Annotated in this window: 23 protein-coding genes and 1 pseudogene; 9 read left to right on the top strand and 15 right to left on the bottom strand. The window is 58.9% G+C overall.

Annotated features, from left to right (window positions below):
* Positions 1-100 precede the first annotated feature (100 nt).
* The 6 genes from Q4Q11_RS16175 to Q4Q11_RS16200 are packed head-to-tail and all read right to left on the bottom strand — an operon-like array spanning position 101 to position 5,577.
* Complete coding sequence (locus Q4Q11_RS16175) at positions 101-802, bottom strand: MFS transporter (protein ID WP_498570117.1); 702 nt, start codon at positions 800-802, stop codon at positions 101-103.
* 51 nt (positions 803-853) lie between these two features.
* Complete coding sequence (locus Q4Q11_RS16180; RefSeq protein ID WP_498570118.1) at positions 854-1,912, bottom strand: maleylacetate reductase; 1,059 nt, start codon at positions 1,910-1,912, stop codon at positions 854-856.
* A 1-nt stretch (position 1,913) separates the two neighbouring features.
* Entirely contained in the window at positions 1,914-2,801 is an 888-nt protein-coding gene (locus tag Q4Q11_RS16185; protein ID WP_498570119.1) for an intradiol ring-cleavage dioxygenase, read from the bottom strand.
* A gap of 9 nt (positions 2,802-2,810) precedes the next feature.
* Positions 2,811-3,785 carry a gamma-resorcylate decarboxylase gene (gene tsdA, locus Q4Q11_RS16190; protein WP_498570120.1) on the bottom strand — a complete coding sequence of 325 codons (975 nt, stop codon included), beginning with the start codon at positions 3,783-3,785 and terminating at the stop codon, positions 2,811-2,813.
* 26 nt (positions 3,786-3,811) lie between these two features.
* A complete protein-coding gene (locus Q4Q11_RS16195) occupies positions 3,812-5,038 on the bottom strand; it encodes a flavin-dependent monooxygenase (protein ID WP_498570121.1) in 1,227 nt (408 codons plus the stop codon).
* 29 nt (positions 5,039-5,067) lie between these two features.
* Positions 5,068-5,577 (bottom strand): flavin reductase family protein, encoded by a 510-nt coding sequence (locus tag Q4Q11_RS16200; protein ID WP_498570122.1) that lies wholly within the window; start codon positions 5,575-5,577, stop codon positions 5,068-5,070.
* Between the two features lie 426 nt (positions 5,578-6,003).
* On the opposite strand from Q4Q11_RS16200, the gene Q4Q11_RS16205 reads away from it, so the two are divergent.
* Positions 6,004-7,299: an MFS transporter gene (locus Q4Q11_RS16205; RefSeq protein ID WP_498570123.1), complete on the top strand. Its 1,296-nt coding sequence runs from the start codon at positions 6,004-6,006 to the stop codon at positions 7,297-7,299.
* A gap of 136 nt (positions 7,300-7,435) precedes the next feature.
* Positions 7,436-7,873, top strand: a complete 438-nt coding sequence (locus Q4Q11_RS16210; protein ID WP_498570124.1) for a MarR family winged helix-turn-helix transcriptional regulator — start codon at positions 7,436-7,438, stop codon at positions 7,871-7,873.
* Positions 7,874-7,895: 22 nt separating this feature from the next.
* Here the strand turns inward: Q4Q11_RS16210 and Q4Q11_RS16215 are convergent, their stop codons facing one another.
* Positions 7,896-8,579, bottom strand: coding sequence for a maleylpyruvate isomerase N-terminal domain-containing protein (locus tag Q4Q11_RS16215; RefSeq protein ID WP_498570125.1), 684 nt, complete (start codon positions 8,577-8,579; stop codon positions 7,896-7,898).
* Positions 8,580-8,951: 372 nt separating this feature from the next.
* Between Q4Q11_RS16215 and Q4Q11_RS16220 the strand changes: the two genes are divergently transcribed.
* Positions 8,952-9,416, top strand: coding sequence for a DUF3828 domain-containing protein (locus Q4Q11_RS16220; protein ID WP_113216838.1), 465 nt, complete (start codon positions 8,952-8,954; stop codon positions 9,414-9,416).
* Positions 9,417-10,049: 633 nt separating this feature from the next.
* Here the strand turns inward: Q4Q11_RS16220 and Q4Q11_RS16225 are convergent.
* Complete coding sequence (locus Q4Q11_RS16225) at positions 10,050-10,277, bottom strand: DUF2934 domain-containing protein (RefSeq protein WP_498570126.1); 228 nt, start codon at positions 10,275-10,277, stop codon at positions 10,050-10,052.
* A 296-nt stretch (positions 10,278-10,573) separates the two neighbouring features.
* Between Q4Q11_RS16225 and Q4Q11_RS16230 the strand changes: the two genes are divergently transcribed.
* On the top strand, positions 10,574-10,813 hold the full coding sequence (locus Q4Q11_RS16230) for a hypothetical protein (RefSeq protein WP_498570127.1): 240 nt from the start codon (positions 10,574-10,576) through the stop codon (positions 10,811-10,813).
* A gap of 180 nt (positions 10,814-10,993) precedes the next feature.
* Here Q4Q11_RS16230 and Q4Q11_RS16235 read toward each other — a convergent pair.
* The 3 genes and pseudogenes from Q4Q11_RS16235 to Q4Q11_RS16245 all read right to left on the bottom strand — a co-directional run.
* Positions 10,994-11,262, bottom strand: a pseudogene (locus Q4Q11_RS16235) (ISL3 family transposase); the annotation flags it as partial.
* A gap of 52 nt (positions 11,263-11,314) precedes the next feature.
* Complete coding sequence (locus Q4Q11_RS16240) at positions 11,315-11,725, bottom strand: RidA family protein (protein WP_498570128.1); 411 nt, start codon at positions 11,723-11,725, stop codon at positions 11,315-11,317.
* Positions 11,725-12,858: a DSD1 family PLP-dependent enzyme gene (locus tag Q4Q11_RS16245; protein WP_498570129.1), complete on the bottom strand. Its 1,134-nt coding sequence runs from the start codon at positions 12,856-12,858 to the stop codon at positions 11,725-11,727. The genes Q4Q11_RS16240 and Q4Q11_RS16245 overlap by 1 nt, the downstream gene beginning before the upstream one ends.
* Before the next feature lie 135 nt (positions 12,859-12,993).
* Here Q4Q11_RS16245 and Q4Q11_RS16250 point away from each other — a divergent pair, with 135 nt between their 5' ends.
* Positions 12,994-13,923 carry a LysR family transcriptional regulator gene (locus Q4Q11_RS16250; protein WP_498570130.1) on the top strand — a complete coding sequence of 310 codons (930 nt, stop codon included), beginning with the start codon at positions 12,994-12,996 and terminating at the stop codon, positions 13,921-13,923.
* On the opposite strand, the gene Q4Q11_RS16255 is transcribed toward Q4Q11_RS16250, so the two are convergent.
* The 3 genes from Q4Q11_RS16255 to Q4Q11_RS16265 all read right to left on the bottom strand — a co-directional run bounded on the left by Q4Q11_RS16255 (position 13,917) and on the right by Q4Q11_RS16265 (position 17,581).
* Positions 13,917-15,341 (bottom strand): aldehyde dehydrogenase family protein, encoded by a 1,425-nt coding sequence (locus Q4Q11_RS16255; protein WP_113214080.1) that lies wholly within the window; start codon positions 15,339-15,341, stop codon positions 13,917-13,919. The two genes, Q4Q11_RS16250 and Q4Q11_RS16255, sit on opposite strands and share 7 nt — an antisense overlap.
* A gap of 189 nt (positions 15,342-15,530) precedes the next feature.
* Positions 15,531-16,202: an aspartate/glutamate racemase family protein gene (locus Q4Q11_RS16260; RefSeq protein WP_498570131.1), complete on the bottom strand. Its 672-nt coding sequence runs from the start codon at positions 16,200-16,202 to the stop codon at positions 15,531-15,533.
* 53 nt (positions 16,203-16,255) lie between these two features.
* A complete protein-coding gene (locus tag Q4Q11_RS16265; protein ID WP_498570132.1) occupies positions 16,256-17,581 on the bottom strand; it encodes an NAD(P)/FAD-dependent oxidoreductase in 1,326 nt (441 codons plus the stop codon).
* 612 nt (positions 17,582-18,193) lie between these two features.
* On the opposite strand from Q4Q11_RS16265, the gene Q4Q11_RS16270 reads away from it, so the two are divergent.
* Positions 18,194-18,394 carry a type II toxin-antitoxin system VapB family antitoxin gene (locus tag Q4Q11_RS16270; RefSeq protein ID WP_112510406.1) on the top strand — a complete coding sequence of 67 codons (201 nt, stop codon included), beginning with the start codon at positions 18,194-18,196 and terminating at the stop codon, positions 18,392-18,394.
* A complete protein-coding gene (locus Q4Q11_RS16275) occupies positions 18,391-18,774 on the top strand; it encodes a type II toxin-antitoxin system VapC family toxin (protein ID WP_112510403.1) in 384 nt (127 codons plus the stop codon). The genes Q4Q11_RS16270 and Q4Q11_RS16275 overlap by 4 nt, the downstream gene beginning before the upstream one ends.
* A 386-nt stretch (positions 18,775-19,160) precedes the next feature.
* On the opposite strand, the gene Q4Q11_RS16280 is transcribed toward Q4Q11_RS16275, so the two are convergent.
* Positions 19,161-20,384 (bottom strand): ATP-binding protein, encoded by a 1,224-nt coding sequence (locus Q4Q11_RS16280; RefSeq protein WP_112510401.1) that lies wholly within the window; start codon positions 20,382-20,384, stop codon positions 19,161-19,163.
* A gap of 606 nt (positions 20,385-20,990) precedes the next feature.
* Here Q4Q11_RS16280 and Q4Q11_RS16285 point away from each other — a divergent pair.
* A complete protein-coding gene (locus tag Q4Q11_RS16285; protein ID WP_015342180.1) occupies positions 20,991-21,287 on the top strand; it encodes a hypothetical protein in 297 nt (98 codons plus the stop codon).
* Entirely contained in the window at positions 21,277-21,855 is a 579-nt protein-coding gene (locus Q4Q11_RS16290; protein ID WP_112510398.1) for a PIN domain-containing protein, read from the top strand. The genes Q4Q11_RS16285 and Q4Q11_RS16290 overlap by 11 nt, the downstream gene beginning before the upstream one ends.
* Positions 21,856-21,896: the final 41 nt, after the last annotated feature.

A 21,896-nucleotide genomic window follows, 5' to 3' on the forward strand; every position in this document is an offset into this window, starting at 1 on the left:
ACACAACCATCCTCTCAGTCAGGACGCTCTCCTCAAAGGCCGCCGCAAGTCGCCGCGATCAGCGGCTTAGTTCAATCCAAATGATGTCTTCGTGGCGCTTTCATTCGAAATCCTGAGGCCTTATGTCCTCGGCGCCGTGCTTAACGCGAAGAATTACAATTTTATCTGGATAGGAACGGTAGTAGATGCAGCGGTTTCGGTATGGAAACCCGCGCAAGCCCGGGGTGTTTCCCAACAACCCAGCGGCACCATAGGCCAAAAGCACGCCAGATAGCACTCCTTGGCCGGCACCGGCATTCCCCAGATAGGTTGCGATATAAGTATAGGCAATGAATTGGCCAATAATAACGAGTGAAACTGCTGACAGCGCGACCATGACCTGACGCTGGCGAACAAACGCAGGCAGGGCTCGCAGGTTGGGACCCGGCGACGCCGGCAATTTGGGAACGAATATCCCTTGGGCGAGAAGGCTCAGCCCACCAAGGATCGCAGCGCCAATGAAGGCAAACCTCCACCCGAAGAGACCACCAAGAAAGGCTGCAAGAGGAAGTCCGATGACAGTTCCTCCAGATATTCCGGCAAAAACCAGCGCGGTCGCGCGTCCTGGTGCGCTCGGCGCAAGGCGCCCGGCTGCAGCAGCGCCTACAGCCCAAAACCCACCGACGCCAACACCGAGAATGATCCGACCGAGGAGAAGCACCGTCAGAGTTGGCGCGACCGCGACGAGAGTGTTGGAGACGACGAGGGTGGCTGCCAAAAGCAGTAGTAGAATACGGCGATCGAGCCGGCCAAAACCACCCACAAGTCTTCGCTATGCGCGTCAGCTCTGCGGCCCGGCCAACACTGCCTTTTTCTATCGCAGGATCACGCCATTGAAGGCGTCGGATAGCAGCCGATGGATTCCTTCTTCCGTAACCGGCGCGGGGTTCGGGTAGGGGTTTTCGACAGCCCGCCGGGCCGCGGCGTCCACCGTCCCGACGGCCATGCCGATTGTCCGGAGGGAGCCCGGTGCTCCGATGTTTCGTGCCAATTGCTGAAGGCCGACAGCCGCATCGCGCGTACCGAGTACGCGGGCCACCTTGGCGGCGGCTTGTGGCGCGGCTTCGGCATTATAGCGCATTGCGTAGGGCAGGATCACGCTGTGCGTTTCGGCATGCGGAAGGTCGAACATGCCGCCGAGCGTGTGACAAAGCTTGTGATGCAGGGCCATGCCGACGGAGCCGAGGCAAATGCCGCAGAGCCACGCACCATAAAGGGCGTCGGCGCGCGCGTCGCTGTCCCGTGGATTCCCCAAGAGTAATGGCAGCGCATTGGCCAACGAGCGAATGCCCTCCTCCGCCATCAGGTCGATGATCGGATTGCCGTCTCTGGCGTAAAGAGCCTCCACGGCGTGGGCGATGGCGTTCATGCCGCTGACGGCAGAGAGGCCTATCGGCAGGTCCAGGGTCAGTGCCACGTCGTATATCACTGTTTCCGGCAGCACCTTGGCATCGCGGATCGTCGTCTTATGGCCGTCTTCGGTCTGGCCGAGGATCGGGGTCATTTCCGATCCCGCATAGGTAGTCGGCACAACCAATTGCGGCAGATCGGTCCGCAGCGCGATGGCCTTGCCGAGCCCCGTTGTCGAACCGCCGCCTATCGCAATGATGCCGTCGGCGCCGACGCGCTCGACCTCCCTCATGGCTTGTTTGGTCACCTCGACCGGCGAGTGCATGGTGGCGCCGGAAAAGATTGCCGCGGACAGGCCGTCGAGCAAGCTGATCGCATCCTCGGCCATCTGTCGTTGATGCGAGGTCGTCAGAAGGATGGGGCGCCGGATGCCGAGGCGGCTTGCCTCGGCCGCAAGCTGGCCAAGCGTCCCTGTGCCGAACAGGACACGGGTCGGCAACGCCGAATAGAGGAACTCTTGCATGTCAGGCGGCTTTCTTCCGTGTCAGGACGAAGTCCCAGTTTACTTGCCAATAGGGGGCGAGGAGCCCTTCGTCCTCGCCGGTTCCATCCTCCTGCCGTTTGACGAAATCGGCAACGAGACTCTTCTTGACCCCGAAAACGGCGTCCTGATCGAGGAATTCGCAGTCGGGTGGAAAAATGTGGGTGATGACCGGCTCGTAGCCGTCGGCAGTCACGATGAAATGGATATGCGCAGCTCGGTTGGGGTGCCGCCCGAGCTTGCCGAGCAACTTGCCGACCGGCCCGTCGTCCGGGATGGGATAGTATCGCGGCTTGACGGATCGAAAGCGAAATCCACCATCTTCGCCGGATGTGAAGACGCCGCGCAAGTTCCAGTCCGGCTGGGTGCCCTTCTGCTGCACATCATAGAAGCCATCATCATTGGTCTGCCAGACGTCGATCAGTGCGCCTGGGACCGGATTTCCTTCCGTATCCCTGACGAAGCCACCAAGCACGAGTGGCTCGCCCTTGCCGTCGAGGCATATATTGGACCCGCGCGGATAACGCGGCGCCTCGGGCACGTAGAACGGACCGAGGATGGTGTTTTCCGTCGCCCCGGACGGGCGGCGATGGTTGATGGAATCGACGAGCATCGACACGCCGAGAATATCCGAAAGCAGGATGAACTCCTGTCGCCATTCGTTGCACATCTGGCCGGCTTTAGTGAGGAAGTCGATCGCCGCCAGCCACTCATCATGGGTCGGCTCGATCTCCTTCACCGCCGCGTGCAGGTGGCGCACGATCGCCGACATCACCTGGCGCACACGCGGGTCAACATCCCCTCCCATGCGGGCATTGACCACGGCTTCGGAATTTTCTTCGCTGAACAGCGGATATTTTTCGCGGATCATCGTCGTTCCTCAGAGTTTAAAGAGGACCCTGGCATTGCCGCGGCCAATCTTCGACCGGTCGAGTTCGGAGATGGTCGCAGTATCGAACCAGTCTGCGGCGTGGTCGATGTTTTCGAACGGCCAGTCGGTCGAGAACAGAATGCGGTCCGAGCCGATTTCCAGCAAGGCGTCGATCAGCGTCTGGGTGCGGAAATTGCCTGACGTAGTGATATAGAAGTTTTCGTTGAAATAGTCAGCAATGCGGCGCTTCGCCGGATATTTCGGCGGCACTTTCACCCAGGCATTCCGGTTATCGATCCGCCACATCATGTAGGGCAAGCCCTCGCCCATATGGCCAAGAATGATCCGCAGCCCGGGATGTTCATCAAACAATCCGGAGCCCATGAGGCGAAGGGCATGGACAGCCGTCTCCTGGGCGAAGGCCCAGGTGGGACCCATGAGCCACGGATGGCCTTCGTAAATTCGGCTGTCCTGCGGCAGCGGATTGCGCGGATGCAGGTAGAAGGGCACGTCGAGTTCGGCGACCTTCGCCCAGAAGCCGAGATACTGCGGCAGGTCGTAATAGAGCAGGGCGTCGGTATCATTCCGCTGACTGAAGCCGTTAACCAGGGCACCGACGAAGCCCATTTCCCGCACGCACCGTTCGAGTTCCGCCGCAGCTTCCTCCGGGTCCTGAAGAGGCAGGGCGGCAAAGGCGCGGAAGCGGTCCGGCCGCTTGGCGCATTCCTCCGCCAGCGCATCGTTGGCCCGGCGTGCAATGTCGATTGCCCGCCCGGTTTCCGTTATCGCCTGCACCGCCGGCGCATTCAGCGACAGGATCATTGTCTCGATGCCATGGGCATCCATCAGTCTCAGCCGCTTGTCCTGAATGTCGAGCAGGCGAGACTGCAACTCGATCCAGTAGTCGCCGGGTACGAAGCCAGCCGAATCCATCAGTGTTTCCGGAATGGCGAAATGCTCTTCGAGCGCGATTTTGCCTTGCATACCGGGTCCTCCCTCGTCGTTTGCGTTCAGTATTGTCCTTTGGGCTCGAGGCCGAGCAGGTGCTGGCCGATCATGGTGCCCACGGCATCCCAATTCATGCTGATATGGCGGCCTACCGCATTTGCATCACGCCAGGCGCGCTGCACCGGATTGTCCAGGTTGAGACCCAGCCCGCCCGTCGAGGCATTGAGCGCCTCGACCGCACGCAGCGCGAGGCTGACGGCGAAGGATTGGCCTCGCCGGCTCAGCAGCCGGTCGGCGATAGAGAACGCGTCGGAGCTGCCGGCCAGATCCTCCGCGCGCCGCACGTCGCGCAGCAGAATTTCGGTCGCTGCGTCGACGCTGGCCGCGGCTTCGGCGACCCGTAGCTGAATGGTGGGAAATTCCGCCATGCGGTTGTTGCCGCCCGCGACGGCGCCGCGCGTCACGCGCGTGCTGATCGAATGGACATAGCTTTCGAGTGCACCTTTGGCGGCCCCGACTGCCGTGGAGGCCAGGCAGGACGGAATGCCCGTTAAAAGCGGCATGTTGAAAAGACCCAGACCGACATAGAGGCCGGCACCGGGCGTCTTGCCGCTGGTCGCATCCGGAAAGGTCAGGATGCGATGGGGTGGCACGACGACATTGTCGAGGAGGAGCGTTTTGGAACCGGTTCCCGCCAGGCCGACCACATTCCAGGTGTCCTCGATCTTATACTGAGAGGCAGGCACCAGCAGAAAGGCGGGTACTGGCTTGCAGTCGCCTTCGCCCGGAAGGATGGCCGCACAGAGGGACCACTGCGCATTTTCGCAGCCGCTGGCGAAGGACCAGCGGCCGTTTAGCCGGTAGCCGCCCTCGTCCGCCTCCGCCATCGAGGTCGGCGCGTAGGAGCCGCACACCAGGGCATCGGGATTGTCACCCCACACGTCGTCCTGCGCCTGCTTCGGAAACATGGCGAGAAGCCATTGGTGGGCCGAAAGCAGGCCGGCGACCCAGCCCGTCGAGGCGCAGCCGGCGGAAATCTCGATATTGGCTTCGACGAGTTCGGCGAACGGCCTGGGTGCGCCGCCATAGGCGGCAGGCTTGACGACATCGAAGTAGCCGACGTCGCGAAGCGCCGCGATATTTTCCGCCGGCACCCGCCGGGCCTGTTCGGTGGCGAGCGCTGTCGATCGGAAAGAGGCGACGAGCGGCGCGACCCGCTCCCGCAACGGGGTTTCGGGTGCGGCGGCGCCTGCCGTATATGGCGCGATCTTGGCTGCGCTAAGGTTCATTTTATCCTCCTCGATTTTTTCACGGAAAGTCAGGCCACCGGCTGGGACATGCAGTAGCGGGCGTCTTCATAGAGAAGCGGCGCCGTCGCGACATCGACCGTTGCGTCGATGACTTGTCCGATAAACAGCGTGTGCGTGCCGTAGGGGATGGCCGCCATGCGCCGGCAGACCACATTGGCATGTGCACCTTCGAGGGTCTGCATGCCAGCGGCATGCCTGCGCCATCGCGCCAACTTGAACCGGTCCTTCGGTTCCACCTTGCCGCTGAAGGCATCTGACAGCGCGCGCTGGTCAAGGCTCAATATGTTGACGGCAAAACCCGGCTGGCACAGCAGCATTTCATGCAGCAACGTGCGATTGTTGAGACAGACGACCAGCGAAGGGGGTTCCATCGATACGGACGTCACGGCGGTGACTGTCATGCCGTGGTCGACACCGTCGTTCGAGGCGGTGACGAGGGTGACTGTCGCGGGATATTTGCGCATGGCCGCTCGAAAGGTGCTTCCGATAGCGGTTTCCGGCATGAGCTGAATTGTCATGATCTTCTCTCCCAATCTCAAAAAAGAGAATATTTGCAGATGCAAATGTTGTCAATGCAAATTTATGAAGGAGGCGGATTGGGAACTATCTGCGCCAATTTGGCGATTCCACAAACCCCGTACTACGCGCCGCCACTCCGCGCGGACGTACATCCCATCTTAATGAAATAAAAAAATCATTTCCCCCAAACTCGATTGAGACAGGGTTTCGATGGATGAAAGTTTATTGCCTGCTTCAATATTTCCCATTGCAATATTTGCAAATGCAATATCTAATTTGTACGGCGATGCCGGATCGTTGGTCCTTCGGAGGAGGCCATGCGATATGCTTTCGGGCAACCGGCAATGCGGAGGAGTTCAACACGCAAAAGCGCGGTTTTTCAGGGGTGGAAGACGATTGGCCTGCGAGACCGGGGAGGAGAATCAATGTCTGTACAAGAAATGGGTGTCGCTATAACACGCAGCAGAAGTCCGGCAGGCGTCATTGGCATGTGCGGTTTCATGATTTTGTTCGACGGCTATGACCTTGTCGTCTATGGCGCCGTCGCGCCGTCGCTTATGAAGCAGGCAGACTGGATGCTCAATCCCGGCATGGTCGGCCACGCCGCAGCGCTGACCCTGTTCGGTATGTTGCTTGGTGCGCTGGTGGCGGGCACGCTTGCCGACCGCATCGGTCGGAAGAAAGTTGTGCTCGGCAGCCTCGGCTGCTTTTCCGTTATGATGATCGCCAGCGGCATGGCCCACAATTTTGGCACTTTCGAAACCACTCGCTTTTTTGGCGGGCTTGGGCTTGGCGCACTTCTGCCGACGGTGACGGCCCTGGTGCTTGAATTCGCACCCGTCAGGCAACGCGCGCTGGCCAATTCACTATCCTTCATGGGCTATCTTATCGGCGGCATCATTTCCGGCGTGCTCGGCATGCTGCTATTGCAGAAATACGGATGGCGCCCATTGATGATCTTCGGCGGCGTACCGTTGCTGGCGCTCCCCTTGCTGATGAAAGCTCTGCCGGAGTCCCCCGGCTGGCTCGCAAGCAAGGGCCGACAGCCCGAGGCAGATGCGATATGCGATACGTTCGGCCTTCAGCGCGTGGTGCTGCAAGCTGTGCAGTCGCGGAGGAAGGGTATCGGCGCGCTTTTTGCAGAGGGACGGCTGCCGACGACCCTCAACGCCTGGGCCATTCACTTCTGTTCGCTTCTCCTGACCTTCGGCATGGTGAACTGGCTACCCACCATCATGAACAAAATGGGCTACGATATCAGCTCCGCATTGTTCTTCGCGGTGATGCTCAATCTCGGTGCTGCGATCGGCATCGTCATTGCCGGCCAGATCGCCGACAAGGGTCATATCAAGACCATCGTCGCGAGCCTCTTCGCAATCGGCGCGGTCGCCATCTGGATGCTGACGATCCAGCAGGGTGCGTTCATGTATGTCCTGGTCGCTCTCGCCGGAGCCGGCACGATTGGGACCCAAATCCTCGCCAATGTGCTGGTGGGTCGCTTCTATCCCGTTGAGATACGGGGAACCGGCCTTGGGTTTTCTCTGGCGATGGGCCGGCTCGGCGGTATTGCTGGCCCCCTGATCGGCGGTGCGGTGCTGCAAGCGGGACTGGCGCCGGAGTGGAATTTCTATGTTTTCGCCGCCACGGCGTTTGTGGGCTGCCTTTTGACTTTGCTCACCTTCCTTTACCGCAACCTCGACGAGACCGGCGCTGCGAACTGAGCATTCGCCGTTTGCGCAAGCGGGGCGGTCCGGATGGGCCGACCCGCTGTCATTTCTGAGGGGCAATTGACGCTTGGCAATTGCGCGCAACGTGTTGCGGCTGTATTGAATGCAGGCGCAACTATTGTGAGTGAAAATGCCCTATCGGTTCACGGGATCGTTTCCCTATCTGCTCAACCGCGTCGGCGTCCGCATGGGAGAGCTGTTCTCCGTGCGGCTCCAGGAGTTCGACGTAACCCTGCCCACGTATCGCGTGCTCGCCCTCCTCAAGCAGGAAGGCCCGCAGCGGCTCACAGATCTTAGCCCGATGGTGACGGTGGAGCTTTCGACGCTGTCGCGTCTGGTCACGACGATGAAGAAGAAGGGGCTCGTTTCCCGCACCCGTCCGGACGACGGGCGTACCGTCAGCATCGACCTGACGCCGGCGGGCGACGCCCTTGTCGAGAAACTCATGCCGCTTGCCGCGCAGTTCGAAGCAACCGGTGTCGAAAGCTTCAGCGGCGAGGAGGTCGATTGGTTGAAAGCGGCGCTGCGCAGAATTCACGACAACCTGGACAAGCTGGATACGAAATAGGGCGCTGGTCTGCCCGCAATGACTACGCGCCAAGGCCTGCCAAAGTCGGCGGCCCGATGACGGGCAGCGGACCGTCCGCCCATTCGAGATTTCCGGTGCCTCGTCCGCTGAGCCAGCGGGCGATGTCGGCGGCGCGTCCCGTCATGCACAGCCCGGCCTGGTGGTTTGGAAGAAAAGGCTCTGCCTGGTCGCAGGCCGAAAGTACTGCATCTGAACCAAGCCCGCGCGCCGCATAGTGGCGTATCAGCCAATCCAGGAAATCGCTCGGCATGTCGATGAAGCGCCCGCCGGCATCAAGGTCGACGGCATGCAACCAGATCACCTCGGCCCTGAGCGTGGCCGTACCGCGAAGCGGGATTACCCGCCCAGCCACATCGACAACCGATCGATCCCATCCGGCGTCGGTCAGGTCCCGCCATTCGACATTGAGATGGATCTGCGAATGATCGAAAAGGTAGCGCAACGCCGGCGAAGGCTGGGTCAGACCGAATTCGAGATCCTCTGCGCTCACCTGTGCAATGCGCGGAAAGCTGCGCTCGGCATTCGTTCTTGTCCAGGCAATGAGCTCGCTTATCAGGCGGGCGTGATAGCCGACATAGGCGATGAGCCGTCGCCGTGTGAAACCGGCCACCATGCTCGGCTCATCGAGCGCACTGTCCGGCAGATCATTGACAAGGCGGGCGAAATAGGCAGTACCGCGCCGCACCCAATCCAGTTCGCGCGCCGCCTCCTTGTCTTTGCCTCAGCGCGATCCGCGCCGCCTCGATGGACTGGCTCACTGATCGGATGCCTCGACATGGGTCCGCATGAAATTCAGCCGCTCCATGTCTATTTGCGTCGCGATTTCATCCAGTTTTGCATTTCGCGGTGAGCCTATTTCGATATAGATATAGCAGCTTTGTCAACGGGTTCCTTGCGGATGAATGGATCAGCGTCAAACGAAAATCCGGATTAAAGCGTCGTGAAACTCGACACGGGTCGACTATCAGCGCAATCAACACTGTGGCCTCGCGAGCACACGGTCGCCTTTCCCGGCATCTCAGGCTATGACTTATGAGCCAATCGCTAAGGAGTCTTCATGCGCCTGCCCACCGCCCTCTCCGCCTTGCTGCTTTCCCTCCTCCTTGCCCTGCCCGCTGCGGCCGAAACCTTCAAGACGCCGAAAGCCCTGCTGGAGGCGCTCTACAGCGATGGTGTCGCCAATGCCGATAGCGACGGCTCCTCGCCCTATTCCGATTATTTCTCTGATCACCTCAACGCCCTTTTCCAGGCCGACCGGGACAACACACCCCACGGCGAGGTCGGGGCCCTGGATTTCGATCCGGTCATATCGGGCCAGGACGGCACCCCGACGCAGGTGCAGATCGGCCAGCCGATCCTCCTCGACGACAAGGCGGAGCTTGAGGTCACCTTCCGCAACGGTGAAAAGGTGACACTCTACTACACGCTGGTGCGCGAACACGGCGGCTGGAAGGTCGATGACATCGCCAACCAACAGGGAGAATATCCCTGGAGCCTCAGCAAAATCTTCGGCGCGCAGTAAAGGGGATCGGCCTGATACAGGCACATCAATCCCATCGAGCTTGCCACGGTCTTCTGTGTTTCGAGAACTGGGTGAGCGAGCCTATGTAAATCAGCACGGGGTCTCCGAGCCGAAATCTACAATAGCTCTTTGTAATTCCTGGTGTTGACGGGGTCACTTGTCGACGCAAAATCACACGCTGACGCATGCAGCGGTATCGGAACCCCCATTGCGGGCGAACTAGCCACGCTGTTCAAGGCACTGAGCAAACTGTCAGCGCACCCGCCGCGCGGCCAACGCGGAAATCCCGCGAGAGGTGAATTACGCTCTTGAGCCGATTCGAACTTGCGTTCCCCCAAGCCATTTAGCTAAGTGTCGGCTAATCAGCTGATATCATAGAAGAATTTAGTCGCTCATAGTCATAAAGCTTCCAGAGATCGGCAATCATGCCCGATCAATAGAATTTTTCACTCGCGTTCGAGTTTCAACTTGAAGTCGGCAAGGGTCATCACGCCGATATCTGAGACATAGCAGTGGATGAGCTTCTCGATGACCGATGGTGTCGTTTTGCATTTAGTCGTAAGATTCCTGCCCTGGGCCTGACCCGGGCTAAATGCTAGGGGAATGGTGTCATTTGCGACGAAGTTGGCGTCCTCAGTCCGGTGGGATCACAGTCGGCATGACGCTTGGCGATTTCTGGTCGTTGGGCAGGCCAGCTTCTGCCTTCCAGTTCTCGGTGCCTTCTCCAGCGGCTGCATGTTCGCCTGCCGCAATTTCTTCTTCAGCTCGCCGCCAGTGTTTCTCGTGACTGCCTTCGGGGCGACCCTCTTCCTCCCATATCTGGTTGGCGCGCTCACGAATCTTCTGTTCTCTGTCCATCATTAGATCTCCTGCCAATTTCGGCTCAGCGCCGCCGGTAGCTGCAGCGTTCCCTGCCATAAGGGATGTCCCGATGTTTTATAGTGCTGTTGGATTTGCCGCGGATCCCTATCGTCCAACGATCCCGCTTGGGTGGGCGTCGGTCTTATCAGCGCCCCGAGAAGACGCTCCGCTAGGGTTTGGCGCTTTGAGTGATTTTTGCAGATGCCGCCAATCTATCTGTTCCAGTCAGCCACTTCGCTGGAACTTCCCACGCGTGCGGGGGTTCTCCTTCCCACAGAAGAAGAAGGAGGAGCATCATGACCGACGAACTCAGCGCTGGCTTCACAGGAATACCCGCAGAGCCACCGACAGGTGTCCGGAAGGTCGCAAAGGGTGCCAAGGACGCTGTCGTCCGTGAGAGTACCGCCGTGGTTGCGGGCGCTGCTGAGCATCCGCACACGGCAACCGGAATTGTCCTCACGATCGGCGCCCTCGCCTTCGCGATCGGCTACGTTCTTGGGCGCGATGCGTCGCCAAATAATTCTCGGTGGTCGTGATGGGGCTGATGGCGCGCGCCGAGCGCCAATCGAGTGGTGGCACGTCGTGCAAACTCGTTTTTCTCGCCCTGCTTGAAGAGCAGTACGTCATACAGTCGACTTCTCTCCAGCCGTCATGACTCTCCTTACATTCCACAGCTAGATTTTCTGGTTAGTGGGATCCAAATGCGCTGTTCGACAGCGGTCGGCGAACGTCAGTCGTGCGCATTCCCGATTTGCACAAAGCCAACGGCTCAGCAGGAGCTTCACTGTCACCGGATTGCTTGCGCTGGTGATCCTGGAGGCTTCGGTTGGACCAGCCATGCCTACTTCGGCTTCGACGTCCATAATCGGGACAAATCCCGATTGTGGATCCAGCTGTGGAAACAACCCCACCGTAATCTACAGTGAGCGCGACACCCAGAATCTTGACTCCTGGAGCCGGGCGACCATTTCGATTTCGTTCGCATCCCCCATAGCGACACTGTTCCTAACGGCAGATGAACCACCCAAGGCGGTTTTTTATATGGAGTTCTCCCTGCCATTGTTGCCAATGAATGCAATTGCGTCGATTTCGACTAGATATCCGTAGTGAAGTTCAGGCACTGGCACAACGGTGCGGGTCGGTTTTGCGTCCCCCAGTCGCTGCGCATAGATCTGATTGAAGCGCGGCCAGTTGCCGACCCCAACTATGTAGGCGGTCACTCTGACGAGGTCGGCGGGCGCACCGCCCGCAGCCTTCAAGATTGCCAACACGTTGTCGATAGCCTGCTCGACCTGCGTCTCGAAGCTGTCGTCATAGAGCGGCGCGCCGTCCGGCCGGATAGGAAGCTGGCCGGAGATGAAGATATGTTGAAAAGCGATCTTTGCCTGCACATAATGCCCTGCCGGGGCCGGAGCGCGACCTGTACTGACGTTTATAGGTACGGACATCACCAACCTCCAAAGCGCGGCCAGCGGGCCTCGACCACTTGCGAATGCCCGCGCACGACATGGTATGCGTCATGCTGCGCAGCGGTTGCACATGCATGGTTCGGCAGAATCCTCACCCGGTCCCCCACCGCAAGATCGGGCAGCTGCGCGCCAGACCCGGGACGAACTGCGATAATTCCGTGCTCCTGATTGGCGTCGGCAACAAAAATGTCGCCACAAAGGTTGCCATCGATGTCACAGACTAGACCGTAGCCCTGATCAACAACCTGCTTGGCCGTGCCGCGATCACGCGATAGCGACATCCACCCGCCATCGGTTATGATCCAGCCCTTTTCACGCTGATGTCCGATTACCGTCGCAAGAACGCTGAGCGCGATGTCGCTGACCTGGCAGATGCCGATGCCGGCCATGACCAGATCGAAGAAGACAAACACGCCAGCGCGGACTTCCGTCACACCGGAAAGATCCGTCGCATGATGCGCGGTTGGGGTGGAGCCAACGCTGACGACTGGACAAGATAGACCGGCTGCACGCAGGACCCGCGCAGCCTCCACAACGGCCACCCGCTCCGCTTCGGCATAGCGCTGCTGCGCCTCTACGCCGCCGCCCTTATAACTATCGCCAGCATGAGTCATCACCCCCCGCAATTCGGCGCCCGCCGCAACGGCTTGCCCGACTTCCAGAAGCAAGGCCTGATTGGCTGGCGCAACCCCGGACCGATGCCCGTCGCAATCGATTTCGATCATGGCCGGGATGGGTATTCCCGCATTCAGGGACGCCTCGGCGACCGTGCGGGCCTGATCGACGCTGTCGAGAACGACGACCAGATCGGCCCCCCTAGCCCGCAGTGCGAGAACACGGGCAATCTTGGAAGGGGTGATGCCGACAGCGTAAATCATGTCGCGAACGCCCGCGGACGCAAATTGCTCGGCTTCCTTCAACGTGGAGACAGTTGCCGGACCAGCAGGCGTGGTCATGACCCGGCGGGCAACGTCGACGGACTTGGCGGTTTTCAGATGCGGGCGCAGCGAGACACCTAGACCATCGAGCCGGCTCCTGAGCCGCTTGATGTTCCGCTCCATCCGCCCGGCGTCAAGCACGAGACATGGTGTTTCCAACGCATCAAGAGTCATTGCTGTCTCATTAGCGGCGACCACTTGAACCGTCGCTTCTTCCATCACTTCAATCTCCGTTCGCCCTCGATCTTGTCCTCGAATCATAAAGGTGGAAATTAATGATTTCTGAATGTCTGATTGAGGTAAAAGTTAATGATAACCTCTGACGATCTTGCTTTCTTTTCGGTACTGACGGGATCCAAATCGCTTGCCGAAAGCGCGAGGAAGCTGAATGTGACGCCCCCGGCCGTAACCCAACGTTTGCGGGCGCTTGAGGAAAAGGTTGGCGTGCGACTGATTGATCGGTCGGGGCGACGGCTGCTTCTGACGGAGGAAGGTTCGCTGGTCGCCTCTCACAGCGTGATTGTCAGTGAAGCGATCGATTCGCTGGTAGAGGCATTGGCCGACCGCAGGGGGGCCGTTCGCGGTCATCTCAGGGTTGCAGCACCCCACGGGTTCGGACGGCTCCATGTCGCGCCGGTTGTTGAGGCATTCGCGCGCGAACATGACGGCGCAACCGCAACGTTGCAGCTCTCCGATCATCCGGCGGCCCTTCTGCTTGAAAGCTATGACGTTGTCGTCCATATCGGCGAGCCAGGGCATCTAGATCAGGTGGTCACGACGCTGGCGGCGAACCGCCGGATACTCTGCGCTACTCCGCAATATCTCGACAGCGCACTCCCTATCCTTTCGCCGGCAGACCTCGCAAAACATCGTTGTCTGGCCATTCGGGAGAACCAAGAGGACGTGACCCTTTGGCGATTTACGGGGCCTGCACAGGAAAGCGTGACCGTCCGCGTGGATCCAGTCATGTCGAGCAATGACGGCGCCGTGATCCGCGATTGGGCATTGGCCGATCAGGGCATCATGATCCGATCCGAATGGAACGTGGCGGACGATCTGGTCGCAGGGCGGCTACGGCAGCTCCTGCCCGAGTGGAAGCTGCCGTCGGCCGATGTCGTGGCCATGCTCGGATCGCGACATGGACGAAGCGCGCGCACGACTGCGTTCTTGTCCATGTTGCGCCAGTCGCTGAAGCCCTTACCCTGGCAAATAATCGCCTCCGGCCAGCGGGATCAGTAGCCGAGGATGGACTTGGTCTCGAGATATTCCTCGAGCCCGTAGATGCCGTATTCGCGCCCATTCCCCGACCGCTTGTAGCCGCCGAAGGCGGCTGCTCCGTCCCAGGCCGGATAGTTGATGTGAACCTGGCCCGCCCGGATCCGCGTTGCGACCCTTCGCGCTCGTTCTAAATTGGAGGACTGCACATGGGCGCCGAGACCATAGACGCTGTCATTGGCAATCGAGATAGCGTCATCCTCATCCCTATAGGACATGATGGAAAGCACGGGGCCGAAGATTTCCTCCCGCGCGATCCGCATGTCGGGCGTCACCTCGGAAAAGATCGTCGGCCTGGCAAAGAAACCATGGTTCAGTCCGTTTGGCCGCCCGAGGCCGCCGCACAACAGCTTGGCGCCGTCATCGATGCCGGCTTGGATCATCGTCTGGACACGCTCGAACTGGGCGCGATTGGCAATAGGTCCCATGTTGGTTTGCGGATCACACGGATCACCAACAACGAGTGCGCGCGCAGTCTTCGCTGCCAAATCTTCGACCTCGGCAAGCCGATGCGCGGGAACGAGCATCCGGGTCGGCGCACTACAGGACTGGCCGACATTGCGCATGCCGGCCAGCACGCCCTTTGCAACTGCCTCGTCTAAATCGGCGTCATCAAGAAGAATATTGGGTGATTTGCCGCCGAGTTCCTGAACGACTCGCTTGACGGTGGGTGCAGCGGCCTGTGCGACGAGCACGCCCGCGCGCGTCGAGCCGGTAATGGAAATCATGTCGACCCCCGGATGGCTGGCAAGAGCCGCACCGACGCTCTCACCTGTGCCATTGACCAGATTGAACACTCCCGGTGGTGTACCTGCATCATGCATCAGCTGTGCAAAAAGGAGGGCGCTGTAAGGCGAGAGCTCGCTGGGTTTGAGCACGATCGCGCAGCCAGCAGCGATGGCCGGGGCCACCTTGGCAGTGATCTGATAAAGCGGCCAGTTCCAGGGCGTGATCAAGGCACAGACGCCGATGGCTTCCCTAGTCGTCGCCCGTGTCCCATCGACCGTAACGAAGGGATATTTCTCGAGAACCTCCATCTGGACCCGGATATGCTCGGCTGCAAAAGGCACCTGTGACGCGCGCGCAAAGCTGATCGCGGCTCCCATTTCCGTGACGAGGGCCCGCGCAAAAGCTTCGGCGCGCTCCTTCAGAAGGGAATGCATCCTGCCAAGCAGACTAATCCTTTCCGGCACAGGCATTTGCGAAAATGTCGGAAATGCCTTGCGGGCGGCCGCAACGGCGATGTCCACGTGGCGGGCGCTTCCCGCTGCAACCTGGCCGGTCACCATTTCCGACGTCGGATTGATGACGGGTAGACGGGTCACATCCCTGAATTCCTGCCACTGGCCGTCGATGTAGAAACTGCTTTCTCTTTCAATCATAAAGGTTTCCTTGCGCTACAACATGACGGCCATTTCGCGGGGGCTAAAGTGACCCAAAGGGTAAAAAGGGCGGGCAATCAACGGAGGCCGAACGCCGTGACCATGTCGGCCATATCTTAGTCAGTTCCGCTACAAGTGTGGCATCGATAGTATTCGAGGATGGCGAGGCATTTGCATCCTCTCGTCCTATCACTGCTCTAAGCGCCGTTTCACGTTTTCGATCCCAAACACAGGGCTTGTAAGAACTGGAATGCAGTGTGTCATTCCCCGCGCCGCACGCGCCATCGATGCTTGCGCCAAGACGATCACGTCAACCTTCTGCGATAGCTCTTCGAGAGCTTGGCGCAATTGCGCATCATGGGTCTCCACGTCCCCGCCGGCGAGGAGTTGAAACGCGCCCTGAACAAGCACATAGTCGACCGTCACGTCCTTGCCCGCTTCATGTGCATGGCGCTTCAGCAGATCCACCGTCGGAACCAGCGTCGTGGATAAGGTCGCCATGACGCCGATGCGATTTCCATGCTCGACGGCGGCTTTGGCCATGCCTTCGTCAATGCGAAAAAGCGGCACAGGGCAAAGCGGCGCAATGGCATCGACTGCCGGTCCGAGAGTCGAGCAGGTGACGACAATCGCATCTGCCCCGGCGTCGACCGCCGACCATATGTAGATCGCGAGCCTCCGTATCGTCAGATCCGACAACGACCCGCGCTCAATCGTATCCCTCAAGAGGCCCTCGTCGAGAACCGCGAATGGCTTCCAGTCGGGCAGATGTTGTTTCGCGAGGTCCTCAAACTCGGAAATAAGGCCCGAAACGGTATGGATAAAAGCCATGTTTCTGGCTGGAGCGCTTGGTATCAACATATGATTTCCATATAGCTTTCACGAAGATCTCGCTCATCTGCGGCCAAATCGCTTCAGATGGCGCCCACTTCAATTTTCGATCTGTCCGTAAAACGCGACAACCGGAATGGAGTCGGATCGACGCATGGCGCGTCGCCCGCGACCAGATCCGCCGCCAGATGGCCAATGCCAGGGCCAGCCCCGAAGCCGTGTCCGGAACAGCCTGCGGCGGCGTACACGCCTGCGATGTTGTCCACCGGTGAAATCACGGGTATGGCGTCCGGTGTACAGTCGACATATCCACCCCAGGAGGACACAATGCCTGCATCGGCAATGGCGGGGAACAGAGCTTTTACCCGAGTCATTATGGTTGCCACTAGCCGCATGTCCGGAGCTGGATCGAGTATGCGGATACGTTCAAACGGGGTTGGCCTGTCGAGATGCCAGCGACCGAGCGTTTCCGGACCCTGAAAGAACGAGCGGCCCATGCCGATCTCGATGGTACTCAGTCGCTTGATGAACATGGGCATAAACGGGCGGGCGTAGCGGATGCTCTGCGGTGTGAGTTCGAGCTTCGCCCTGCCGCTGACGGCTACCGTGTAGCTGCCATCGATCCGGCGCGTCAGGGCACAGTCGGACGTATAGATTGCCCCGCCAAAATCCGGCGCAGGGCCAGTCCGTAAGGCGGTCTGACGGACGCTGGCCTGGGGTAGCGAAACCGCATGCATGCGCAGGAAAGCAGAAGCCCAGGCGCCGGCTGCACAGAGTACGGCGCTGGTGCGGATGGTGCCATTCTCAGTGACGACGCCACTCACTTGCCCATTGGTGATGTCCAGGCCGCGTGCCGCGCAGTTCTGATGAATGGTCGCGCCATGCATGCGCGCGCCCTCAGCTATCCGGGGGGCGGCGAGCCATGGCTCGGCTTTGCCGTCGTCTGCCGCATGGACACCGCCCAGCCACTTGCGGCCGCTAGCCGCAGGAACGGCGGCGGTGGCCTCATCGGCCGTAAGCATCCGCGTATTAACGTCGAACCGTCCGGCAACCTCGCGCCATTTGTCCCATTCGGCGAGTTGCTTTTGATCGGAGCTCGCATAGATGAGCCCGCAACGGCGGAAGCCAAGGTCATGCCCGATCTCTTTGGTGAGCTGCTCCCACAGCCGCAGCGCCAGATTGGCGATCGGCAACTCACGTGCATCGCGGTTCTGCCGGCGGCACCAGCCCCAGTTCCGGCTCGACTGTTCGCAGCCGACATATCCCTTTTCGATCAGCGCCACCGACAGGCCGCGCCGCGCCAGAAAGTAGGCCGCGCTGGCGCCGACAATTCCGCTGCCGATCACTACGACATCCGCAGATTTGGGTAGCGCTTCATCACTGCAGATATGGTGGATTGTAGGGGACATCGGCGCCTCGACGATGAATAAGAACTGGCAGTATCGGCAATTAGTGCCGCAGAATGCACCTACTGCATCAGCATTTCGGTATTTTGCGCCGAATATTGCCGGCATTCAGCGAATGACGCGGAAGAGGCGGCGCGAGCCTCGAAGCATCGCGAAGCACGCGACAACGCCTACATCGGTGGACCTGGACGGAAGTACGTGGTCTTCCGAGATTCTCTGGTCTTCACGGGTATGCTTCTGAGCCTCTCTTTCTCGCGCGTCGCACCCTGATGGGGTCCGCAGGATGATGGGTTTTCGCGGAACTGCTTAGCTCTACTGAACGACCGATATGACGGCGTAAAGCTGCCGAGGTGTCCACTGCCGGCGGGCCTCGCCCGCGAAGGGCCGACCCGATCTGTATGATGTGAATGGATACGAACTGTGGACCAATATTTTCGAGCCTGCGGCACTGATAGCACCGGCTTCAACTTCACGGCTCAGTTCCAATATCCTATCGAATGGGAGCGTCGCGCTATCTTACATTCGTAGACCACGTTCCGTGTACGGAAGCGACAGAGGCGTAGATTTTATCACCAAATGGTGCTATTTCTAACGTCATAACACGGAGGCCAGCGGATGCGCTCAACCATTAATCTCGATGACGCCCTCATGGACAGGGCTAGATCATTGACCGGCACCAAAGAAACCGCAGCACTCGTTCGTCAGGCGTTGGAGACGCTGGTTCGAGTGGAGTCAGGAAAACGCCTCATCGCTCTTGGGGGAACCATGCCGGATGCCGAGGCAGCTCCGCGCCGTCGGAGCACGGCGGTTAAGTGATATTAGTGGACACCTCGATCTGGATTGATCATTTCCGACATGGCGATGCCGAGCTACGAAGGATAATCGAAGATGATCGACTACTTTGCCATCCGAGCGTGATTGGCGAGTTGGCCCTTGGCAGCCTTCGCGACCGCGGCAGCGTCATTGCTTTTTTGATAGCTCAGCGCGGAGCTGTTGTCGCCACGCACGACGAAGTCATGACGATGATCGATCGATACGGCATTTTCAGCATGGGTATTGGCTACACTGATGCCCATCTGCTAGCGTCCGTTCTCCTCGAGCAGAAAGCAACCTTGTGGACCAGAGACAAGCGACTGCGAGCAGCGGCCGAAAAGGCGGGCGTGTCACTACACATTGCGGCCGATGAGCCTCACTAGATGCTTGAGCTTTATACCTAAATAGCCTTTGAACAGGTTTTCCGAACCTTTACTGCTCTTGAAGAGAATCGAACTTTAACTCTGGCCGCCTACCTTAATCGCCTCAAAGATAAGATAGCGGTATTGCCGCAAGATTATCTCCAAATGGCAAGATCTTGTCGCCGTCGTACAGAACCAATGCCGCCGCGCTCACCTCAACGGAGCGACGCGCAGGAAAAAACCGTCATCCGCGTTCTGGCCTGATCGATGCCGCATCTAGGGCGGCCAATGATTCTGCACGCCCCAGTCGCCTTGATGGGAATCGAACCTAAGGCCAATTTGTTATCGAAACCCGTCGAAGTTTCAAGAATGCTCGAGTCTGGAGACTGAAGCGAAATTCTCACGCGCTAACGCCACAATGCCGATATTGGAACAGCGGACAAACGTTCCCCGAAAGGGATCACCCTGTCATGGTCGTACAAGACGATACCCGAAACAAACTTTTCTCCGGATGCTTCGGCCAAAATTCGCAACCCCGAAAAATCGGAATTCGAGACGGTTGCCGCCGCTTTTATCTCAATACCGACGATCCGCCCTCTTCTATCTTCGATGACGATATCGACTTCGTTCTGCTGCTTGTCCCGAAAGTGCGAAAACTCGAAGCGAGTTTGCCCACCGCTGGCGAGTTTGAGGATTTCCCCAAAAACGAAAGTCTCCAGCAACGCCCCGAACTGGCCCCTGTCGTCGCGGAGGCGCTCAAGAGAGAGGTCGCGAAGGGATGCGAGAAGACCAGAATCGAGGAAATGTATTTTCGGCGTCTTGGTCAGGCGTTTTAGTTTGTTGGAAAACCAAGGTTGCACGGTTCGAGCGAGGAACAGGCTCTCGAAGATTCCGACGTATTTTTGCGTTGTGATGTGGTTCATCCCGATGGCAGCCCCGATCCCGGAATAGTTCACGAGCTGGCCCGAATGCTCTGCCAGAATGCGTAGTAGTCGCGGCATTTGAGCAATCTGCTCGATTTGCGCGATATCGCGAACGTCGCGTTGAACGATCGCCTGGATGTAATCCGCATACCAGTCCTGTCTGCGGCTCAAGGTTTTGCGGCCCAATGCCTCGGGATATCCACCGGCCAGAACCGCAGCCATCAGGTCGTCTCCGACGATTGGTTCTCCGGCCTTTGCTTCATTTTGAAAGGCATCCTGCAGAAAGCTGCTGCCGGCGCTTCTGATCTCGCTTTGCGCAAGCGGCAGCAATCGAACGACCTCCATGCGCCCTGCGAGCGAGTCTGCCACGCGTGGCAGCGTCATAAGATTGGCTGAACCTGTCAGGAGGAAACGCCCTGGGCGCTGGTCGATGTCCACACTCTCCTTGATCGCCAACAACAGCTCGGGAGCGCGCTGAATTTCATCAATAATGGCGCGGTCCATACCCCTTACAAAGCCAACTGGATCCTGTCGCGCTGCCTCCAGGGTCGTCCCATTATCCAGCGTGTAATACTCCATCCCCTCGTTGGCCATCTTCCTGACCAAGGTCGTTTTGCCTGATTGTCGGGGACCTACGATCAGAACGACTCGCGTGTCTGACATGGCGTCGGTAACGCGTTGCTTAACGAGCCTTGGATACAGCGCCATAGCTTCATTCCATTGGTGACCGTTTGAAACTACAGCGATGACCAATTGAAAGTCAAGTGTTGACCAATTGAAATTCAGGCGGCGGCCATTTGAAACAACAAACCAGAAGTCAGTGGCATGCTAGATAGCGATATGAGGTAGGCAGAGACCATCGCATCCTCAAGCCCACCAGCTTTTAACAACGGAAATAATGCAGCTCTTGAACCAATTCGAACCCGCGTTCCACCAAGCCATTTTAGCTAAGTGTCGGCTAATCATCTGGTATCATAGAAGAATTTAGTCGCGCATAGTCACAAAGCCTCCAGAGATCGGCAATCATGCCCCACTCATTGGAATCTTTTATTCGCGTTCGAACTTCGACTATAAATCGGCGCGCACTTTGCCTCTAGTTCCCCGAGTTGACGCCCTGCGGCGGTGCGCCATGAGCTTCAGCCCGTGGCGAGATGGCGAATGCAAGGTTCCATCTGCATGCAACCAATCCATTTCCCTAATCTTTCGGTTGGTCGGCGATCGATAGTTATCGGAGAATCCCAACTCACCAGGCTCCATTGAATCTTGCATTACCGTTCAACGCAATCTACATTATGTTCAACATAGGAGATTGTAATGGGTGCTCAACTACGAACCGCTGCAGAAAGCGAAGCAAAAGTGGCGTTGGCCCGCAATAAGCTCGTACTCGAACAAGCAAAGGCTGTCGGCCTTCTCGGCACGGCGAAGAATACCCGTTTGTCGGGACGTGTATCGTCCGAATTGATCGAGGCGGCCAAGAAGCGCGCGCATGTCACTTCCGACACTGAACTTCTGGAACTGGCGCTTTCCCGGCTTGCCCTAGAGGATGATTTCGGCGCGCGTCTGGTGGGGCGCAAAGGCAGCATCTCGGCGGATCTCGATCTTGAGGTTTGATCTCTCCGAAACGCTGCGATCACTAAAACCACAGAAGTATGCCGGGACGCTCGAGCGCAGGCTCGACGAAGACCTGTCATGGGTCGTCGACGAACCGGCAATCGGCGGACCATTGTTCCTCGACACCAGTGTCTATCTGGATGTGCTACAGGGGCGCTCGCCGGTTGAGGTTGATGCACTGCTGCGGTATCGCCTATGCCACCATTCCGCAGTCTGCCTGTCGGAGCTGACCCATGCGTTCGGCCGATTAGACCCCAAGCATGCCACCACCAAAGCGGTTCTCGAAACGATCGCCGAGACTGTAGACGACATCCCTGAGCACCGTCTTCATGCTCCGGATACAGCCATGTGGGGACAGGCGGGTGTGCTGGCGGGGCTGCTGTTTCGGTTGAGCAACCTTCCTAAAGGGAAAGGGCATGAGAGGCGTTTCGTCAATGACGCCCTTGTTTTCCTACAAGCGCGGCAGCTAGGCGCGAGTGTGCTAACCGGTAATGTGCGAGATTTTGATTTCCTTTCGCAAATCATGCCAACCGGACGGGTCATTCTGTACCGAGTTATGAGCTTGTGAGCGGTGAACCAAGTGCAGGGCACTAAGCGGCCGCGTGTCAT

The sequence above is a fragment of the Rhizobium sp. UFLA01-1127 genome, from assembly GCF_059803845.1.

What these genes read in the sequence shown, in the direction of transcription:
- Q4Q11_RS16280 (WP_112510401.1), bottom strand. Translation starts at nt 20,384, where the DNA reads ATGGCGCTGTATCCAAGGCTCGTTAAGCAACGCGTTACCGACGCCATG.
- Q4Q11_RS16220 (WP_113216838.1), top strand. Translation starts at nt 8,952, where the DNA reads ATGCGCCTGCCCACCGCCCTCTCCGCCTTGCTGCTTTCCCTCCTCCTT.
- Q4Q11_RS16255 (WP_113214080.1), bottom strand. Translation starts at nt 15,341, where the DNA reads ATGATTGAAAGAGAAAGCAGTTTCTACATCGACGGCCAGTGGCAGGAA.
- Q4Q11_RS16225 (WP_498570126.1), bottom strand. Translation starts at nt 10,277, where the DNA reads ATGATGGACAGAGAACAGAAGATTCGTGAGCGCGCCAACCAGATATGG.
- Q4Q11_RS16260 (WP_498570131.1), bottom strand. Translation starts at nt 16,202, where the DNA reads ATGTTGATACCAAGCGCTCCAGCCAGAAACATGGCTTTTATCCATACC.
- Q4Q11_RS16265 (WP_498570132.1), bottom strand. Translation starts at nt 17,581, where the DNA reads ATGTCCCCTACAATCCACCATATCTGCAGTGATGAAGCGCTACCCAAA.
- tsdA (WP_498570120.1), bottom strand. Translation starts at nt 3,785, where the DNA reads ATGCAAGGCAAAATCGCGCTCGAAGAGCATTTCGCCATTCCGGAAACA.
- Q4Q11_RS16205 (WP_498570123.1), top strand. Translation starts at nt 6,004, where the DNA reads ATGTCTGTACAAGAAATGGGTGTCGCTATAACACGCAGCAGAAGTCCG.
- Q4Q11_RS16230 (WP_498570127.1), top strand. Translation starts at nt 10,574, where the DNA reads ATGACCGACGAACTCAGCGCTGGCTTCACAGGAATACCCGCAGAGCCA.
- Q4Q11_RS16285 (WP_015342180.1), top strand. Translation starts at nt 20,991, where the DNA reads ATGGGTGCTCAACTACGAACCGCTGCAGAAAGCGAAGCAAAAGTGGCG.
- Q4Q11_RS16200 (WP_498570122.1), bottom strand. Translation starts at nt 5,577, where the DNA reads ATGACAATTCAGCTCATGCCGGAAACCGCTATCGGAAGCACCTTTCGA.
- Q4Q11_RS16180 (WP_498570118.1), bottom strand. Translation starts at nt 1,912, where the DNA reads ATGCAAGAGTTCCTCTATTCGGCGTTGCCGACCCGTGTCCTGTTCGGC.
- Q4Q11_RS16195 (WP_498570121.1), bottom strand. Translation starts at nt 5,038, where the DNA reads ATGAACCTTAGCGCAGCCAAGATCGCGCCATATACGGCAGGCGCCGCC.
- Q4Q11_RS16270 (WP_112510406.1), top strand. Translation starts at nt 18,194, where the DNA reads ATGCGCTCAACCATTAATCTCGATGACGCCCTCATGGACAGGGCTAGA.
- Q4Q11_RS16250 (WP_498570130.1), top strand. Translation starts at nt 12,994, where the DNA reads ATGATAACCTCTGACGATCTTGCTTTCTTTTCGGTACTGACGGGATCC.
- Q4Q11_RS16210 (WP_498570124.1), top strand. Translation starts at nt 7,436, where the DNA reads ATGCCCTATCGGTTCACGGGATCGTTTCCCTATCTGCTCAACCGCGTC.
- Q4Q11_RS16245 (WP_498570129.1), bottom strand. Translation starts at nt 12,858, where the DNA reads ATGACTCTTGATGCGTTGGAAACACCATGTCTCGTGCTTGACGCCGGG.
- Q4Q11_RS16185 (WP_498570119.1), bottom strand. Translation starts at nt 2,801, where the DNA reads ATGATCCGCGAAAAATATCCGCTGTTCAGCGAAGAAAATTCCGAAGCC.
- Q4Q11_RS16240 (WP_498570128.1), bottom strand. Translation starts at nt 11,725, where the DNA reads ATGTCCGTACCTATAAACGTCAGTACAGGTCGCGCTCCGGCCCCGGCA.